This is a genomic window from Nocardia sp. NPDC004151, from assembly GCF_042874235.1.
In the GTDB taxonomy this organism is placed as follows: Bacteria; Actinomycetota; Actinomycetes; order Mycobacteriales; family Mycobacteriaceae; genus Nocardia.
The window spans coordinates 221,650-238,806 of sequence record NZ_JBIAMR010000002.1; the positions used below are offsets into that span (position 1 = coordinate 221,650).

Here is a 17,157-nt window from a genome sequence, read left to right on the forward strand (position 1 = left end):
TTACGGGGGTTGTCCTACCCGCAGGCGTTGACCCATTCGGAGAGTCCGTCGGCGAACATCTGACGCTTCCAGATCGGGACCTCGTGCTTGATGCGGTCCACGAGTTCGGCGCAGGTGGTGAAGGCTTCGGCGCGGTGGGGGGCCGCGACGGCGACGGCGATGGCCAGATCCCCGATGGTCAGATCCCCGACCCGGTGCACCGCGGCGACCGGCAGCCCGGAGGACGCGGCCACCTCCTCGCACACCGTGCGCAGGAACCGCTCGGCCTGCGGGTGCGCCGAATACTCCAGCGCGGAAACCGATTGCCCGCCATCGTGATCGCGCACCTTGCCGGTGAACACGACGACCGCCCCGTGGTGCGGCCCGTCCACGGCCTTCTCGACCTCGGCCGGATCCAGGTCCTGATCGCTGATCCGGGCCAGCAGCTCACTCATGGTTGCCTCCTCCGGCCACCTGGGCCAGCAGATGTTCGAGCAGCGGTGTCAGCACGGCGATGCCGTCCTTCACCCCGCCCGGCGAACCGGGCAGATTGACGATCACGGTGCGCCCGGCCAGTCCGGCCACGCCCCGGCTCAGCGCCGCGAGCGGGAACTTGGCGGTCCCGGCCTGGCGGATGGCGTCGGCGACGCCCGGCAGCTCCCGATCCAGCAGGGCGAGCGTGGCTTCCGGGGTGGCGTCGGTGGGGGAGGCCCCGGTGCCGCCCGTCGTGACGATCAGGTCGGGCTCCCGGGACAGGGCGTCCTCGAGGCCGTACGTGATGTCGGAGTCCGCGAAGACCAGCGGTCCACGCACCGAGAAGCCCTGTGCGGCAAGCCATTCGGTGAGGGTCGGGCCGGTGGTGTCGGTGCGGGTGCCGGCGGCGACGCCGGTCGAGGCGACCACGACGGCAGCCGTGCGGCCCTGACCCGCGAGCGGAGTCGTCGCGGCGGTGGCCTGCTCGCGCGCCGCGTGCTTCTCGTGATGGTGCCCGCCGTGCTGCTCGGCCTCGGGCCGCACCCAATGTCCGTGCTTGCCACCCTCTTTGGTGACCAGCCGCACCCCGTTGAGCGTGGCCGCCGGGTCCACCGCCTTCACCATGTCGTGCAGCGTGAGCCCCGCGACCGCGACCGCGGTCAGCGCTTCCATCTCGACCCCGGTGGGCCCCTTGGTCTTCGCGGTGGCCTCGATGGTGATGGTGGTGCCGGTGAACCCGAAGCTCACGTTCACCGACGACAGCGCCAGCTGATGGCACAGCGGAATCAGTTCCGAGGTCTTCTTGGCCCCGTTGATCCCGGCGATGCGGGCGGTGCTGAGCACGTCGGCCTTGGGCATGTCGTCGGCCCGGACCAGTTCGATCACCTCGGCGGTGGTGTGCAGTTCGCCCGCGGCGACCGCGATGCGCGCGGTGTCGGCCTTCGCGCTCACGTCGACCATGCGGGCGCGACCTTCACGGTCGACATGCGACAACTCACTCATGGGCACCACCTTGGCACAGCGAATTCGGGGTGTTCACAGCGGCCGAACCTCGACGATCGCGCCGGCGGGCAGCTCGGTGACGTCGGCCGGGACGTCGATCAGCACATCGGCGTGCGCCATGGCCGCGATCAGGTGCGAACCCTGCCCCGACACCAGCGTCACCCCGTCCCCGGTCAGCTTGCCGCGCAGGAACTGTCGTTTCCCGGCGGGGGAGCGGACCGCGTCCAGTAGCGGCAGCGCGGTGACCGGCAGCGCGGGCAGGCCCGCGAGTTCGCGCAGGACCGGGCGGGCGAACACCTCGAACGACACCATGGTGCTCACCGGATTGCCGGGGAAGCTCAGCACCGGGACGCCGTCGACCGTGCTCAGCCCCTGCGGGCCGCCGGGTTGCAGTGCGACCGGGCCGAATTCGCCGCCCTGGGCCGCCAGCACCTCCTTGACGACCTCGAAGTCGCCCATGGAGACGCCGCCGGAGGTGAACACCACATCGGCCTGGGCCACCGCCTCGGCCAGCCGCCGCCGGAACTCGGCGTGCTCGTCGGTGGAGTGCGCGACCGACACCACCTCGACGCCGTTGTCGGACAGGGCCGCGGCCAGCGCGATGCCGTTGGAGTTGAAGATCTGGCCGGGCAGCAGGGTCGCCCCCGCGGGCCGTAGTTCGTCGCCGGTGGTGAGGACGGCCGCCCGTACCCGCCGCGTCACCGCCAGCTCGCCCAGCCCGACCGCGGCCAGCGCCGCGATGTGCCGGGGCCGCAGCCGGGTGCCCGCCGCGGCCAGCAATTGTCCGGCGCGCACGTCGGTGCCGGGCTCGCGCACGAAATCGCCGGGGGCACGGCTGGTTCGGATCGTCACGGTGACGCCGTCGGATTCGGTGTGCTCCACCGGCACCACGCAGTCCGCGCCGGGCGGCACGGGCGCGCCCGTCATCACCTTCACAGCCGAGCCCGCGGGCAGTGTGAGCTGTTCGGTGTTCCCGGCCGCCACCACGCCCGCCAGCGGCAGGGTCGCGGGGACGATCGCCACCGATTCGGCGGCGACCGCGTAGCCGTCCATGGCGGAATTGCGGAACACCGGCAGGTCCAGGGGCGCGTACACGTCGACGGCCAGGCGACGGTCCAGCGCCGCGGCCATCGGGACGGTTTCCGTGCTCCGACCGGCCAGGGGCCGCAGGGCGTCCTCGATGCGCCGACGATGGTCGTCGACGGGTCGGGCCGGGGCGGTCGCGTGCCGGGAACTCATGCCGCTGAGCCTATACGCGGGTGAATCCTCCATACCGTGACCGGCTGATCACCGGGCCCGGCTCGTAGGAATCTACGAAGAGTTGCGGGCCCGGCAATAATGGTCCAATGACCGTGGTCGCGATGGGCATGCCCGCTGTGCGAACCGGGCGGCCCGATATCGACGGCCGTCCGGACACCCCGCTCCTGCTCGACCGTTTCGGGCGGGTGGCGCGGGACCTGCGCGTGTCCATCACCGAGAAGTGCTCGCTGCGCTGCACCTACTGCATGCCCGAAGAGGGCCTGCCCGCGATTCCCGCCGACGAACTGCTCTCCACCGCCGAGATCGTGCGCCTGGTGACCCTCGCGGTCCGCGAACTCGGCGTGCACGAGGTGCGCTTCACCGGCGGCGAACCGCTCATGCGCCGCGACCTCGAGCAGATCATCGCGGGATGCCATGCGGCACTGCCGGATACGCCGCTGGCCATGACCAGCAATGGCGTCGGACTCGAGCATCGCGCGCAGGCGCTGGCCGCCGCGGGCCTGAAGCGCATCAATATCTCCCTCGACACCGTGGACCGTGACGGTTTCCACCGCCTGACCCGTCGTGATCGTCTCGCCTCGGTGCAGGCCGGGATCCGCGCCGCCATCGCCGCCGGGCTCACCCCGCTCAAGGTGAACGCGGTCCTCATGCGCGAAACCCTCGACGGCGCGGCCGATCTGCTGCAGTGGTGCCTGGAGGTGGGTGCGGAGCTGCGCTTCATCGAGGAGATGCCGCTCGACGCCGACCACGAGTGGGCGCGCGCCAATATGATCACCGCCGCCGAACTCCTGGACGTCCTCGGCAAGCGCTTCACGCTCGCCGAGACCGACCGCGAGGACCCTTCCGCCCCCGCCGAACGCTGGCTGGTGGACGGCGGCCCCGCCACGGTCGGCATCATCGCCTCGGTCACCCGCAAGTTCTGCGGCGACTGCGACCGCACCCGCCTCACCGCCGACGGCCGCATCCGCTCCTGCCTGTTCAGCGACCAGGAGTACGACATCCGCGCCGCCCTCCGCTCGGGCGCCACCGACGCCGACATCGCCGGCCTCTGGCGCGGCGCCATGTGGAACAAATCGGCCGGCCACGGCATCGACGCCGCCGGCTTCGTCCCGCCCACCCGAACGATGGGAGCCATCGGTGGTTGAGGTCCGCTATTTCGCCGCGATCGCCGACGCCGTCGGCAAGGACAAGGAAACACTGGACCTCCCGTCCGGCGCGACCATCGCCGACTTGCGCACTACCCTCTCGGCCACCTACGGCCCGAAACTCGATCCCATGTTGAAGGTCTGCGCCTATCTCATCGGCGACGAACTCACCCGCGACGCCACCACCCCGCTCTCCCCCCGCGTGGACGTGCTGCCCCCGTTCGCGGGCGGCTAGCCGGGGGAGTGGCCCGCGGCACGGTGAATTTCACTGCTGAGCGCTAACATTCGCCGGTCCCGTCCGCTGTCGCCAGGAGACCGTTCGAATGACGTCATCGCCGCAACCGCAGCAGCCGCCCGCACCCCCGTACCCGCACCCCGCGTTCGCGCGAGTCCAGGAGGCCCGCGCCGCGAGCCTGCAACTCCGGGTCGCGGACTGGATCACCAAGTTCGCGGGGTCGATGAACTTCGTCTATATCCACGCGATCGGCTTCACGATCTGGATGTTGCTGGCCGAGAACAGCCCGTGGCCGACGCTGACCCTGGTGGTCTCCCTGGAAGCGATCTTCCTGTCCACCTTCGTGATGATCGGCCAGAACCGTCAGGCCGATTTCCAGCGGGCCAAGGCCGATCACGACTTCCAGGAACAGGAACTCGAACTCAAGACCAACACCGAACTCACCCGGGCCATTCACGCCATGACCTCGGAACTGCACCGCCGCCTGGTCGAGGACCCGGATCAGAAGGGCTGACGCAGGCGGTCGACCACGCCGGTGACGCCCGCGCGCCGCATCTCCGGGTCGTCGACGTCCAGGCCGCGTAGCACCTCGAACCAAGGGCCGAGCCGGTGCCAGTGCACGGCGCGATCGCGGATGTCAGGGGCGACGCCGTAGGCGACCGCGACCGCGTCCGCGAAAGGGGCTGGTGTGCCGAACAACGTCCAGGCGAAGTCCACCGCGGGGTCGCCGAGGTGGGCGTCGCCGAAGTCGATGACCCCGCTCACCCGGCCATCCTCGGCCAGGACGTGGTCGGGGCCGAGATCGGCGTGCACGACGGTGTCGGCGGGAGTGTCCAGGATCGCGTCGAGCAGCGAGTCGGCGGCCGCGATCAGCGAATCCGGAAGCAGCGGAAGGACTTCCCGGCGACAGCGGGTGACGGCCCAGTTCCGTTCCCGGCGGGCGTGGGCGGCCCCGCGCAGACCCAGCTCGATCGCCTCCGCCGGCGGAGTGTCGTGCAGGGCTCGCAGGAAACGTCCGATCGCGTCACCGTTGCGCGGCGTGTAGTTCTCGACCGGCTCGCCGCGAATCAGCCGGTGTCGCACTACCAGCGGCGCCTCGGCGACCACCGTCGGAATCGGGATGGGCAGCGGCAGCCGGGGCGCGAGCCACGGCAGCAACCGGGTCTCCCGCAGCAGCTGGGCATCCACCTCCGGTCGCCGCGGTCGTCGTTCCACCCAGTGCTCATCCACCAGGGTGGCCGAACTGTCCCATCCGTTGTCGCCGTCGAAGTTCACGCCTCGACCCTAGGAAGCGCGGGGGTTTACTTCCATCGAGTATCGAACGGGGTCACGAGGACCGCGCTGGTGACGGGCTTTGAGGTCGCGGTGTCCGCACTCCTGTCATACCGAGCCGGCGGGGAGGATCCACCGGGTCGGCTGGCCGGTGATCTTGGCGATCGTGTCGAAATCAGCGTCGTAGTGCAGGACGGTCAGCTCGGCCAGTTCGGCGGTGGCCGCCACCAGGAGGTCCGCGATACCGGCGCTTCGCAGGCAGCCTCGCTTGGCCAGCTCGTACTGCACCTCGCGGACCCGGGTCCACACTCGATCGGGCATCGGTTGCCAGGGATAGATGGCGGAGAGGTCGTCGCGGTCCTGTTCGAAGTCGCTCAATGACCTTGCGGAGTAGAGGAATTCGGTCTCGGTGGCCGCGCAGATGTGGACCAGTCCGGCCTGCAAGGTGCTGGCCCATACGGCCGAGACGTCCGGATGTCCCATCCGGGCCAGGGCGCTCGTGTCGATCAGATACCGAGCTATCGCCACGCCTCGTCCCTTCGGCCCGGGTCGATCACATCGTCGTAGGCACCGGCCCTCGATCGGGCCTGCATCCGTTCCAGCGCGGCGGAACGCCGGTGGCAGGCAATGACCTGACGCAGGGCGGCATTAACCGTGTCCTTCTTGGTGGTGGTGCCTAGGAGGCCGCTGACTTCGGCCAGGGCCTCATCGTCGATGTCGATCATCGTGCGTGACATAGCCGCCTCCTGTATGCCTGAACGGGATGTCCTCAAGCATACGGATGTGGCGGTTCATATGCCTCGGTTCAACGCCACCAAGTATCGAGCGGGGTGACGGGGACCGCGCGCTTGTGGCGGGTGTTGAGGAAGATCCGTTCGAGCTTCTCCGAGACCTCGGGGCCGACGTCCTTGCCCTCGAGGTAGTCGTCGATCTGGGAGTACTTCAGGCCTAGGGCTTCCTCGTCCGGCAGCGCCGGGCGGTCGTCCTCGAGGTCGGCGGTGGGGACCTTCTGCCACACGCTGGGCGGGGCGCCGAGTTCCTGGAGCACGGCCGCGCCCTGGCGCTTGGTGAGGCCGGTCAGCGGTGTGAGGTCGACGCCGCCGTCGCCGAACTTGGTGAAGAAGCCGGTGACCGCCTCGGCGGCGTGGTCGGTGCCGACGACCAGCAGCTCGAGCTGGCCGGCGATGGCGTACTGGAGCAGCATGCGCTCGCGGGCTTTGATATTGCCGCGCACGAAGTCTCGCAGACGGGGCTCCTCGTGCAGTTCCACGATGCCGGTGGCGGCCTCGCCCGCGGCGGCGTCGGCGCTGGGTTTGACGTTCACCACGACCGAGCGGTCGGGCTGAATGAAGGACAGTGCGATCTGGGCGTCGTGTTCGTCGGCCTGGATGCCGTAGGGCAGGCGCGCTGCCACGAAGGTGGCGTCGTGACCCTCGGCGCGCAGTTCCTCGACGGCCAGCTGGCACAGGCGTCCGGCGAGGGTGGAGTCCTGCCCGCCGCTGATGCCCAGCACGAACCCCTTGGCGGGCGTGGACCGCAGATAGTCCTTGAGGAAGTCGATGCGTCGCCGCACTTCGGTTTTCGGTTCGATCGACGGCAGGACGCCCAATTCGGCGATGATCTGTGCGCGCAGGTTCCCCATGGGCACACTCTACTGAACGGGCTCGCCGCCGCTACCGATCGGCGGGCGCGGTCACCTGCCGAACCAGCGTCTCCCAGTGGTCGCCCACCTGGTCGGGCGTGTAGCGCAGCTGCCGGATCTGGTGCAGGACCAGACCCGCGTCCAGACTGGCCAGCAGCGTGTCGGCGGTGAGTCCGATGTTTCCGGGCGCCCCGGCCTCTCGGAGCAGCAGGGAGACATGGGTTTTCGCGATGTTGTAGGGCGGCCCGGAGTATTGCCCGCCGATGGCGGCGTTCTTGCGCACATCGCCCTCCACCTCGACGGTGGCCAGGCGAGCCCGCCCGTAGGCGATGAGCCGTTCGGCGGCGGGCGCGCCCGGCCCCAGCGGCGGCGGCCCGAACATGTAGGCCCACTGCAGTTTCTGATCGGACTGGTCGAGCAGTGCCAGCATCAGCCCGGCCCGATTGCCGAACCTCCGGAACACGGTGCCCTTGCCGACGCCGGCCAGTTTGGCGACCGCGTCCATGGTGACCGCGTCCGCGCCCTGCTCGCGCACCAGCGTCTCGGCGGCGTCGAGCAGCAGTTGCCGGTTGCGGGCGGCGTCGCTGCGTTCGTGGCTGCTGCCTGGCATGAGGAGCGGGACCGAATGCGGCGGGGGCTGCTGGGTGCCGACGGGTTCGATCGGGAGGGCGATGTTCGGCAGTGCCGGAACGACGTCATCCGGTGATGTGTCGCGTGTCACAGGCTGTCTGCTCCTACCCGGGAATGTAAGCGGACTGGGGTCCGGTTACAGTCTATCGAAAGATCCACCGCTGCATCAGTAACCCTTGGAGTGATCATCATGTCGCAGACCCGCATCCTCGTCCTGGTCGGAAGCCTTCGCGCCGCGTCGATCAACCGCCGTCTGGCCGAGGCCGCCGTGCAGACCGCTCCCGAGGGCGTCGAGATCGCCATCTACGAAGGCCTCGGCGACATTCCTTTCTACAACGAGGACCTCGACGTCGAGGGTCGGGTCCCGGCCGCCGCGCAGGCGCTGCGTGACGCCGTCGGCGCCTCGGACGCGCTGCTGCTGGTCACCCCCGAATACAACGGCACCCTGCCGGCCGTGCTGAAGAACGCCATCGACTGGGCGTCGCGGCCCTACGGCGCGGGCGCGCTCAAGAGCCGTCCGGTCGCCGTGGTCTCCGCCTCGATCAGCGCGAACGCCGCCAAGTGGTCGCACGACGACGCGGTGAAGGCGCTCGGCGTCGCGGGCGCGGAGGTCGTGAAGGAGGCGTCGCTGAACTTCGGCACCATCGGTTCGCGCTTCGTCGAGACCCACCCGGCCGACGATGCCGAGGCGCTCACTCAGCTGGCCGCCACCGTGCGTTTGCTGGCGGAGGATGTCAAGGCTCGGGCAAACGCCTGATGCATCTCGCGATCACTCGCTGAATTCAGCGCAAGGCCACGGCTTTCGAGTCGTGGCCTGCCGCTATTCTCGGACATTTCGGGCTAACGTCTGTCCATGAAGTTATCAGCGGGCAACTCAGTGTGGGGCCGTTGTTTCATGGCGGTCACCCTGGCCGCGTCGGCCGCCTCGATGGCGGTCGGCAATGCGGCCGACGCGACGGCCGAGTCGTACGCCTCGGATGTCTCCGATCTCTCCAATGCCCGCCTCTTCCTCGGCAATTGGGCCGGGTACGTGGTGAAGGGCGACTTCCGGGAGATCAGCGCGACCTGGGTGCAGCCCGAGATCGAATGCCTCAATCCCGGCGTCCTGCAGCGCGTCGTGCCCTGGGTGGGGCTCAACGGCGCCACCGGCCTGGACGGCCAGGTCGCGCTGCCGCTCATGCAGACCGGCGTCGAATCCCTGTGTGCCAGTGACGCCGCCGTGTACGCGGCACTGCCCGGGCTGCAGATCGAATCGGTCGCCGCGGGCCTGGCCTACGTCGATTCGCATCTGGCGGGCACGGTGATGAACGCCGGCGGCAAGGTCTCCAACGCCCTGGGCGCGGCCGCGGACGGCCTCTGCTCGCTGGGCGTCTTCGGCGGATTCTGCCGCCCGGAGAAGCAGGTCGACGCGTGGTGGGAGAGCTATCCCGACGCGCCGGTGACCTACGGCGACGTGACGATCAACCCCGGCGACACCATGCATTCCACGGTCAGATGGGACGGCGGCCGCTATCTGATGACGCTGGAGAACCGCACCGCGCGCTGGGCCCGCACCATCGTCGCGCCCTCGGCCGTGCCGGCCCGTACGGCCGAGATCGTCGTGGAGGGTCACCTCGACGCCGCGCTGCCCGGGTTCACGCCGATCACCTTCACCGAGGTCACCATCGACGGGCGGCCGTTGTCCGATTACGACGCGCAGACCTACGGCATTCCGGCCACCAATCGGTTGCTGGCGCCCGGTCCGATCGAGGGCGGGTCGTTCACCATCCGCTAGGACCGGGGGCGATGCCGCGACACGCCCGGTCGAGCGGCCGATCGAGAATCGGTCGCTCGACCCGGAAGGATCGCGAACCGGGTGGTCGCTCGAGTCTCCTGTGACTCGTGAGATGGGTGTTGATCAGCGGTGATGGTGTGTTTGCTGGAAATGAACTGAATGCCGAAATTGTGATGTGTGACTCAGTCGTGTCGAGTTGCGAATCGACTGTCCAGGTACTTACCCGCCCGGAATTTCACCTTTGTGAGTCGCAACATGTCGTGTTGTATGAGTTTGTCGGCCACTAGGTGTAGTGTCTTGGGAGCTGGAAGGCCACAAGGGCGAGACCTCGATCACGGGCCGGTGACCAGGAGCTTCGGCTCCGCTTCCAGGGGTTTGCGCATTTACTACGTGGATCTTGTTTCAGGTGTGCACTGCAGACAGATCAAGGCTGAGGAGAAGGGGATACCAATGACCATCACCGTTTACACCAAGCCCGCTTGTGTCCAGTGCAACGCGACCTATCGCGCCCTCGACAAGGCTGGTGTCGACTACAGCGTCGTCGACATCTCCGAGAGCCCGGAGGCGCGCGACTACGTGATGGCCCTGGGTTACCTGCAGGCCCCCGTCGTGGTCGCCGGGGAGGACCACTGGTCCGGCTTCCGCCCGGATCGCATCAAGGCGCTGGCCGACGTCGTCGCCGTCGCCTGACGCTTCCGTCAACGGTCAGGAGATGACCGATATGTCGAGTGAGACACCGAATCTCGTCTACTTCTCGAGTGCTTCGGAGAACACTCACCGCTTCGTCGAACGGCTGGGCCTGCCCGCCGTCCGCATTCCGCTTCACACCGCCGACTCGCTTCGCGTCGACCGACCTTTCGTGCTGATCGTCCCCACCTACGGGGGAGGTCGGCACGTTTTGGGTGGGCAGCGATCCGATAAGGAATTCGTGCCCCGCCAGGTGGCCAAGTTCCTCAACGATCCGCACAATCGCGCCCTGCTGCGCGGCGTGATCGCGAGCGGCAACACCAACTTCGGCGATACGTACTGCTATGCGGGAGAAGTGATCTCACGTAAGGCAGGGGTTCCGTACCTGTATCGCTTCGAACTCATGGGAACTGCTGAGGACGTCGAGCGCGTCCGCGAGGGATTGGGAATCTTTTGGCAACGACAACCGCACCGGTCGGAAAGACTGCCCGCGTAGAGCGCCCCGTCAGCGGCGACTCCGCGACCGAGGGACTGGACTACCACGCCCTCAACGCCATGCTCAACCTGTACGGACCCAACGGCGAGATCCAGTTCGACAAGGACCGGGAAGCCGCCAACCAGTACTTCCTGCAGCACGTCAACCAGAACACGGTCTTCTTCCACAACCTCGACGAGAAGCTCGACTACCTCGTCAAGGAGAACTATTACGAGACCGAGGTGCTCGACCAGTACTCGCGGACGTTCATCAAGCAGCTGTTCCAGCAGGCGTACGCCAAGAAGTTCCGGTTCCCGACCTTCCTGGGCGCGTTCAAGTACTACACCTCGTACACGCTGAAGACCTTCGACGGCAAGCGCTACCTGGAGCGTTTCGAGGACCGCGTGTGCATGGTCGCCCTGACCCTGGCCGCCGGTGACGAGACCCTGGCGGGCGAGCTGGTCGAGGAGATCATGGACGGCCGCTTCCAGCCGGCCACCCCGACCTTCCTCAACTCGGGCAAGAAGCAGCGCGGCGAGCCGGTGTCCTGCTTCCTGCTGCGCATCGAGGACAACATGGAGTCCATCGGCCGCTCCATCAACTCCGCCCTGCAGCTGTCCAAGCGCGGCGGCGGTGTGGCGTTGCTGCTCAGCAATATTCGTGAGACCGGCGCGCCGATCAAGAAGATCGAGAACCAGTCCTCGGGCGTCATCCCGATCATGAAGCTGCTGGAGGACTCCTTCTCCTACGCCAACCAGCTGGGCGCGCGGCAGGGCGCGGGCGCGGTGTACCTGCAGGCGCACCACCCCGACATCTACCGCTTCCTCGACACCAAGCGCGAGAACGCGGACGAGAAGATCCGCATCAAGACGCTCTCGCTGGGTGTGGTGATCCCCGACATCACCTTCGAGCTGGCGAAGAAGAACGAGGACATGTACCTGTTCTCGCCGTACGACGTGGAGCGCATCTACGGCGTGCCGTTCGCCGACATCAATGTCACCGAGAAGTACTACGAGATGGTCGACGACAAGCGGATCCGCAAGTCCAAGATCAAGGCTCGCGAGTTCTTCCAGACCATCGCCGAGCTGCAGTTCGAGTCGGGCTACCCGTACATCATGTACGAGGACACCGTGAACCGGGCCAACCCGATCGCGGGCAAGATCACCCACTCCAACCTGTGCTCGGAGATCCTGCAGGTCTCCACCCCGTCGGAGTTCAACGACGACCTGTCCTACTCCAAGGTGGGCAAGGACATCTCCTGCAACCTGGGCTCGCTGAACATCGCGAAGACCATGGATTCGCCGGATCTGGCGAAGTCGGTCGAGACCGCGATCCGCGCGCTGACCGCGGTGTCGGATCAGACCCATATCTACTCGGTGCCCTCGATCGAGCAGGGCAACAACGAGTCCCACGCCATCGGCCTGGGCCAGATGAACCTGCACGGCTACCTGGCGCGCGAGCGGGTCCACTACGGCTCCGAAGAGGGTGTGGACTTCACCAACATCTACTTCTACACGATCGCCTACCACGCCATCCGGGCGTCGAATCTGATCGCGCAGGAGCGGGGTTCGTACTTCGGCGGCTTCCCCGAGTCGAAGTACGCCTCGGGCGAGTTCTTCGACAAGTACACCGAGCAGGTGTGGGAGCCGGCCACCGAGCGGGTCCGCCAGATCTTCGCCGACGCCGAGGTCCACATCCCCACCCAGGACGACTGGCGCGAGCTCAAGGCCTCGGTCATGCAGCACGGTATCTACAACCAGAACCTGCAGGCCGTCCCGCCGACCGGTTCGATCTCCTACATCAACCACTCCACCAGCTCCATCCACCCGGTGGCGTCGAAGATCGAGATCCGCAAGGAAGGCAAGATCGGCCGCGTCTACTACCCGGCCCCCTACCTGACCAACGACAACCTCGAGTACTTCGAGGACGCCTACGACATCGGCTACGAGAAGATCGTCGACACCTACGCCGCGGCCACCCAGCACGTCGACCAGGGCCTGTCGCTGACGCTGTTCTTCAAGGACAGCGCCACCACCCGCGACGTCAACAAGGCCCAGATCTACGCCTGGCGCAAGGGCATCAAGACGCTGTACTACATCCGCATCCGGCAGATGGCGCTCGAGGGCACCGAGGTCGAGGGCTGCGTGAGCTGCATGCTCTGACGATCGCCTCCGAAAGGGCGTTTCCGGCTTCCCGCCGGGAGCGCCCTTTTTCGTCGCTGTGGCCGATCCCACGTTTGCGTCGGGCCCGATTGTGAACTCTCCAGAAGGTGTCTTTCACGCTGTCGGCCGAGGTCGACGCCTGGTTAGGCTCGCCGTGGTTCGGGCATCGGTTCCCATCGAATTGCGCGGGTGATGCCGGAATCGGGAAACGCATCGGTACAAGCGTTGTGGAGGTGAGTCGATCGAAACGGAGACCCATCGGGTGTTTCAACCTCGCACCCGCCCGGTGGGTTCTTCGGACGTCACGGAATCCCGCGCACCGCATGAGGAGTTGGCTTGTCGCACTGCCTGATTCGAAGACCCCGATCCGGGGCGGAGTCGTGAGGCGGCGGGCGGCCGCCGGGGTCGCGCTGGCGCTGGCGGTGATCGCGAGCTCGTCGTTCGGGGTGAGTGCCCAGGCGGGCCCGCCCGGGCGGATCGCGTCGCGGGCCGCGGTCACGCGGGTGGAGCAGGTCGGGCCGCGCTGGGAGCGGGTCGAGGTGGCCTCGGCCGCCATGGGCCGCACCGTCGCCCTGGATGTGCTGCACGGTTCCGGGGCCGGGCCCCGGCCCACGCTGTATCTGCTCGACGGCGTCGATGCCGAGGGCGTGTCCGACTGGCTGACCAAGGGGCACGCGGCGGACTTCTTCGCCGACAAACCGGTCGATGTGGTCTTCCCCGCCGGTGCGACCGGCAGCATGTACACCGACTGGCAGCATCCTGATGCCGCGCTCGGCTGGAATCGCTGGGAGACCTTCCTGACCGCCGAGCTGCCCGGTGTCATCGAACCGTATCTGCGCTCGGACGGCCGTCGCGCCATCGCGGGGGTGTCCATGGGCGCGCAGGGCGCGATGATGCTCGCGCACCGGCATCCCGGATTCTTCAAGGCCGTCGCGGGATTGAGCGGCTGCTACTCCACGGTCGACGGGCCGGGCAGTGCGGTCACCGCGGCCACGGTCGCCTCACGCGGCGGCAATATCCTGAATCTGTGGGGCCTGCCGGGCACCTTCGATTGGCTGACCCACGACAGCACGGTGGGGGCGGAAGCCTTGCGCGGCACGGTGATCTATCTGTCGGCGGCTTCCGGTGTGCCCGGTGCGCCGGATCTGAACGAAGTGCTGAAGTCGCCGGATCGGCTGGCCTCGCTCGGCGTGGCCGCCGGAGGTGTGGTGCTCGAGGCTGGTGCCCGGGTGTGCACCGAGCATTTCTCGAAACGGTTGAGCGACTTGGGGATTCCCGCCACCGTGCATTACGAGCCGACCGGCATTCACGCCTGGGAGGATTTCTCGGCCCAGCTGGGCCCGGCCTGGGACGCCCTCGCGGCGGCCTTCGCGCCCGCGTCCGGGCGGTAGCGCGACCACCCGGACGCCTGGGCCGCACGGTATCTCAGTGCCGGAACCCGTATCGGGGTAGTCGCCGCAGTCCGGGCCGGATCCGGCTGTCCACGGTCACGGCCAGGCCGATGTGGACGGCGGCCACGGTGAAGTCCGAGGCCTCTTGCCAGGTGGCCGCGTATTCCATGGTGAGTTCGGCCCCGTCGGCGGGTCCGCCGAGGTAGACGGTGACCCGGTGGGTGAGCGCGTCCATAGTGCTGCTCCTCGAGATCGTGCGGGGGGAGAAGCACGAGCCGACCCCTTCGTCGGCTCGCGCGTCTCTGGTTCCGAACGTAATCGGATTGCCGTGCGCAGGAACGTGTTCCGGTTTCTGCTTGGACATGTCACAAGCGGTGTGCGGGAGTTGTTGTTACGCGGTGGAACAGAAACATAGCCGGCTCAAAACTTCGTCACGCGTTCACAAACCACACCCGCCGCGATTGTGACTATTCGGAAGGTTCGATCACCCCTCTGGCCCGGTGTGTCCGCCGTTCCTACGCTGCCCCGCATGAGGATTCGTGTACCGATCGCGGTGATCGGCGCTCTGCTCGTGGCCGTCGCCACCGGATCGGCCGCGGCCCAGCCGCTGCTCGCCACACCGGACCCGGACCCCTTCTACGCCGCCCCCGCCGATATCGCCGCCCACCGGCCCGGCGACGTGCTGGCCACCCGCGCCATGCCCGCGCTGCCCAGCTTCCCGGACAGCGACATCACCCTGATCAAATTCCGTTCCACCGACTCCACCGGACACCCCATCGCGGCCACCACGACGGTGATCTCCCCGCGCCGACGCGTCGCCGACGCGCCCGTGCTGTCGTTGCAGCAGATCGTCAACGGCCTCGGCGCGCAGTGCGCGGTCTCACGCGAGCTCTACACCAGCGACCCCAACCTGATGATCCGGGAGGCCCCCGGCTGGAACCTGGTCCTGCAGCGCGGCTGGACCGTGGCCCTGCCCGACCACCTCGGCCCCCGAATCGCCTACGGCGCGGCCAAACTCGGTGGCCAGATCACCCTGGACGGCCTGCGCGCGATCCAGCGGGTGCCGGAGTTGCGGGTCGAGCACAGCCCGCTGGTCATGGCCGGCTATTCGGGCGGCGGCATGGCGACCGCGTGGGCGGCGGCGCTGGCCCCGTCCTACGCCCCGGACCTGCGAATCGCGGGCGCGGCCATGGGCGGGGTCCCGATGAATCTGGCGTCGATGATGGAGGGCCTCGGCATGAACCGGCATCCGGCCTTCGGTCTGGCGCTGGCGGCCGGCCTGGGCCTGGAACGCGAGTACCCGGACCGGTTCCCGCTCCCCGACCAGCTCAACGATCGCGGCCTCGCCATGCGCGACAAGCTGGTCAACAGCTGCACCAACGACATCCTGAGCGCGGGCGCGGGTCAAGGCGCGCTCGACGTCGCCAAGACGACGATCATGTCCGACGACCCGCAGGCGCGCGCCGTGGTGGATGAGAACAGCGTCGAGCTCTACCCCGGCGTCCCGAATATGCCCGTCTTCGAATGGCATTCGCCGATCGACGGGCTGATCCCGATCAATGCCGTCGTGAGCACCGTGCACCGCTACTGCGCCGCGGGCACGAAGGTGTGGTCCGAGCAGGTGCCGGTGCCCGACCATCTCACCGCCGCCGTGCTCGGCCTCCCGGCCGCCTACGCCTGGATGGACGCCCGCCTGCGCGGGGAGCCCGCGCCGACCAGCTGCTGAGGGCCGACCGTGACAGCGGGGTCTCAGCCCGCCTGGTAGGTGCGCGCCACCAGCGCCGAACGCAGGTACCAGAGACCGGACGGCTGGGTCGGATCGAAACCGGTCAGCTGTCCGATCCGTTTCAGCCGGTAGTCCACGGTATTGGTGTGCACGTGCAGCATGCGGGCGGTGCGCTGCCGGTTCAGGTTGTTGCTGATGTGGGATTGCAGCGTCTCGAGCAGTTCGGTGTGCGCGTCCAGCGGATCCAGCAGCGACCCGAGGTGGTCGCGGCCGGGACCGGGGCGGGTCAGCTGATACTCCAGGGCCAGCTCGTCGAAGCGGAACAGGCCGCGCACCAGGCGCAGGCGGTGCACGATGTCGAGGAGTTCGTGGGCCTGGTCGGCGGCGTCCGGAATCTGTTGCGGCGCGGCCGGAACCAGCGTCGCGGTGATCGGCACCCGCGCGGCCCGCGACAGCTGCTCGACCAACTCGTCGAGCTGATCGTCGGCGACCGCGGTGGCCGGCACCAGCAGGGTGCCGCCGTCCACGCTGAGTAGCGACAGCACCTTGTCGGTGTAGCGGGTGGCCAGTTCGGCCTGCAACCGCCGCAGCTTGCGGCGCGCCACCACCGCGCCGTCCACGGTGGGGGAGTCCTCCTCCGGATGTTCCGGAATGGCCAGCGCCAGTACGTGATACGTCTCGGCGATCTCGATGCCGCACTCGCGCGCCATGGTGGAGGTGCTGTGCCCGCCCAACAGCGCGGAGGTGAGGGTGTGCACGGCGGTGTGGTGTTCGCTCACCACCGAACGCAGCTCGCGCACGTAGGCCATGGCCACCGCGGAGGTCATCCGGTCGAGCAGTTCCACCACCAGCTTCGCCCCGCCGACGATGTTGTCCATGTCGGCGGCCGCGATGACCAGGGTGACCTCGCCGTCCTCGTCCTCGCGGCGCACGTGCCGGGACAGGGCGCTGGCAATCACCAGCTCCGAGCCGATCTTGAAGCCCTCGTGGATGGCGTGGTGGATGGTGTCGATCGGGATGCCCTCGCGCGCCCACTGCGCGGCCGCCTCCTCGAGGCGCTTGGTCTTCTCCGGGATGTCGCGCCCGTCGAGCATGCCGACCGCCAGCTCCAGGCAGGTGCGGGTGATGACGGTGACGTCGCCGTGAATGGCGTCGCCGGGCAGGGTGCCGCACGGCGCGACCGTCTCCACGAAATGCCCCACCATGTGCTGGGCCACGCCGCGAACATCCTTGAGCGGCGACGAGATCGGCGTGCCCGACACGGTGAGTCCCGGCCGGGCCGGAATTCCCACGGCCATCCGTG

At 68.2% G+C, this 17,157-nt stretch carries 20 protein-coding genes; 10 read left to right on the top strand and 10 right to left on the bottom strand.

Annotated elements, in window-relative coordinates:
• Positions 1-14: 14 nt before the first annotated feature.
• The 3 genes from ACFYTS_RS04610 to glp are packed head-to-tail and all read right to left on the bottom strand — an operon-like array spanning position 15 to position 2,694.
• On the bottom strand, positions 15-434 hold the full coding sequence (locus ACFYTS_RS04610; protein ID WP_357279514.1) for a molybdenum cofactor biosynthesis protein MoaE: 420 nt from the start codon (positions 432-434) through the stop codon (positions 15-17).
• On the bottom strand, positions 427-1,455 hold the full coding sequence (gene moaCB, locus ACFYTS_RS04615; RefSeq protein ID WP_387301328.1) for a bifunctional molybdenum cofactor biosynthesis protein MoaC/MoaB: 1,029 nt from the start codon (positions 1,453-1,455) through the stop codon (positions 427-429). Before moaCB ends, ACFYTS_RS04610 begins: the two co-directional genes overlap by 8 nt.
• A gap of 33 nt (positions 1,456-1,488) precedes the next feature.
• Positions 1,489-2,694 carry a gephyrin-like molybdotransferase Glp gene (gene glp / locus ACFYTS_RS04620; RefSeq protein WP_387301330.1) on the bottom strand — a complete coding sequence of 402 codons (1,206 nt, stop codon included), beginning with the start codon at positions 2,692-2,694 and terminating at the stop codon, positions 1,489-1,491.
• 107 nt (positions 2,695-2,801) lie between these two features.
• On the opposite strand from glp, the gene moaA reads away from it, so the two are divergent.
• The 3 genes from moaA to ACFYTS_RS04635 all read left to right on the top strand — a co-directional run bounded on the left by moaA (position 2,802) and on the right by ACFYTS_RS04635 (position 4,609).
• Entirely contained in the window at positions 2,802-3,860 is a 1,059-nt protein-coding gene (moaA, locus tag ACFYTS_RS04625; protein ID WP_357279506.1) for a GTP 3',8-cyclase MoaA, read from the top strand.
• On the top strand, positions 3,853-4,095 hold the full coding sequence (locus ACFYTS_RS04630) for a MoaD/ThiS family protein (protein ID WP_357279503.1): 243 nt from the start codon (positions 3,853-3,855) through the stop codon (positions 4,093-4,095). The genes moaA and ACFYTS_RS04630 overlap by 8 nt, the downstream gene beginning before the upstream one ends.
• 88 nt (positions 4,096-4,183) lie before the next feature.
• Positions 4,184-4,609 (top strand): DUF1003 domain-containing protein, encoded by a 426-nt coding sequence (locus ACFYTS_RS04635; RefSeq protein ID WP_387301332.1) that lies wholly within the window; start codon positions 4,184-4,186, stop codon positions 4,607-4,609.
• Here ACFYTS_RS04635 and ACFYTS_RS04640 read toward each other — a convergent pair.
• The 5 genes from ACFYTS_RS04640 to ACFYTS_RS04660 form a co-directional block, all read right to left on the bottom strand.
• Positions 4,597-5,370 carry a phosphotransferase gene (locus ACFYTS_RS04640; RefSeq protein WP_387301334.1) on the bottom strand — a complete coding sequence of 258 codons (774 nt, stop codon included), beginning with the start codon at positions 5,368-5,370 and terminating at the stop codon, positions 4,597-4,599. The genes ACFYTS_RS04635 and ACFYTS_RS04640 overlap by 13 nt on opposite strands.
• 105 nt (positions 5,371-5,475) lie before the next feature.
• Positions 5,476-5,895 carry a PIN domain nuclease gene (locus tag ACFYTS_RS04645; RefSeq protein WP_357279496.1) on the bottom strand — a complete coding sequence of 140 codons (420 nt, stop codon included), beginning with the start codon at positions 5,893-5,895 and terminating at the stop codon, positions 5,476-5,478.
• Entirely contained in the window at positions 5,886-6,104 is a 219-nt protein-coding gene (locus tag ACFYTS_RS04650; protein ID WP_357279493.1) for a type II toxin-antitoxin system VapB family antitoxin, read from the bottom strand. The genes ACFYTS_RS04645 and ACFYTS_RS04650 overlap by 10 nt, the downstream gene beginning before the upstream one ends.
• Before the next feature lie 68 nt (positions 6,105-6,172).
• Positions 6,173-7,009, bottom strand: coding sequence for an ammonia-dependent NAD(+) synthetase (gene nadE / locus ACFYTS_RS04655; RefSeq protein ID WP_357279491.1), 837 nt, complete (start codon positions 7,007-7,009; stop codon positions 6,173-6,175).
• Between the two features lie 31 nt (positions 7,010-7,040).
• Entirely contained in the window at positions 7,041-7,619 is a 579-nt protein-coding gene (locus ACFYTS_RS04660) for a helix-turn-helix domain-containing protein (RefSeq protein WP_357279983.1), read from the bottom strand.
• Between the two features lie 210 nt (positions 7,620-7,829).
• Between ACFYTS_RS04660 and ACFYTS_RS04665 the strand changes: the two genes are divergently transcribed.
• The 6 genes from ACFYTS_RS04665 (at position 7,830) to ACFYTS_RS04690 (ending at position 14,128) form a co-directional block, all read left to right on the top strand.
• Complete coding sequence (locus ACFYTS_RS04665) at positions 7,830-8,396, top strand: NAD(P)H-dependent oxidoreductase (protein ID WP_387301337.1); 567 nt, start codon at positions 7,830-7,832, stop codon at positions 8,394-8,396.
• A 96-nt stretch (positions 8,397-8,492) separates the two neighbouring features.
• A complete protein-coding gene (locus tag ACFYTS_RS04670; protein ID WP_387301339.1) occupies positions 8,493-9,413 on the top strand; it encodes a G1 family glutamic endopeptidase in 921 nt (306 codons plus the stop codon).
• A gap of 450 nt (positions 9,414-9,863) precedes the next feature.
• A complete protein-coding gene (locus ACFYTS_RS04675) occupies positions 9,864-10,103 on the top strand; it encodes a redoxin NrdH (protein WP_357279482.1) in 240 nt (79 codons plus the stop codon).
• Between the two features lie 22 nt (positions 10,104-10,125).
• Entirely contained in the window at positions 10,126-10,596 is a 471-nt protein-coding gene (nrdI, locus tag ACFYTS_RS04680) for a class Ib ribonucleoside-diphosphate reductase assembly flavoprotein NrdI (RefSeq protein WP_357096327.1), read from the top strand.
• Positions 10,597-10,655: 59 nt separating this feature from the next.
• Entirely contained in the window at positions 10,656-12,737 is a 2,082-nt protein-coding gene (gene nrdE / locus ACFYTS_RS04685; RefSeq protein WP_387302055.1) for a class 1b ribonucleoside-diphosphate reductase subunit alpha, read from the top strand.
• Positions 12,738-13,117: 380 nt separating this feature from the next.
• Entirely contained in the window at positions 13,118-14,128 is a 1,011-nt protein-coding gene (locus ACFYTS_RS04690) for an alpha/beta hydrolase (protein ID WP_387301344.1), read from the top strand.
• A gap of 34 nt (positions 14,129-14,162) precedes the next feature.
• On the opposite strand, the gene ACFYTS_RS04695 is transcribed toward ACFYTS_RS04690, so the two are convergent.
• Positions 14,163-14,363: a hypothetical protein gene (locus ACFYTS_RS04695; RefSeq protein WP_357279477.1), complete on the bottom strand. Its 201-nt coding sequence runs from the start codon at positions 14,361-14,363 to the stop codon at positions 14,163-14,165.
• 294 nt (positions 14,364-14,657) lie between these two features.
• Here ACFYTS_RS04695 and ACFYTS_RS04700 point away from each other — a divergent pair, with 294 nt between their 5' ends.
• Positions 14,658-15,854 carry a lipase family protein gene (locus tag ACFYTS_RS04700; RefSeq protein WP_387301347.1) on the top strand — a complete coding sequence of 399 codons (1,197 nt, stop codon included), beginning with the start codon at positions 14,658-14,660 and terminating at the stop codon, positions 15,852-15,854.
• Positions 15,855-15,877: 23 nt separating this feature from the next.
• Here the strand turns inward: ACFYTS_RS04700 and ACFYTS_RS04705 are convergent, their stop codons facing one another.
• The gene (locus tag ACFYTS_RS04705) at positions 15,878-17,152 is read right to left on the bottom strand and encodes a PucR family transcriptional regulator (protein WP_387301351.1); all 1,275 of its coding nucleotides are present in this window, start codon (positions 17,150-17,152) and stop codon (positions 15,878-15,880) included.
• Positions 17,153-17,157 lie beyond the last annotated feature (5 nt).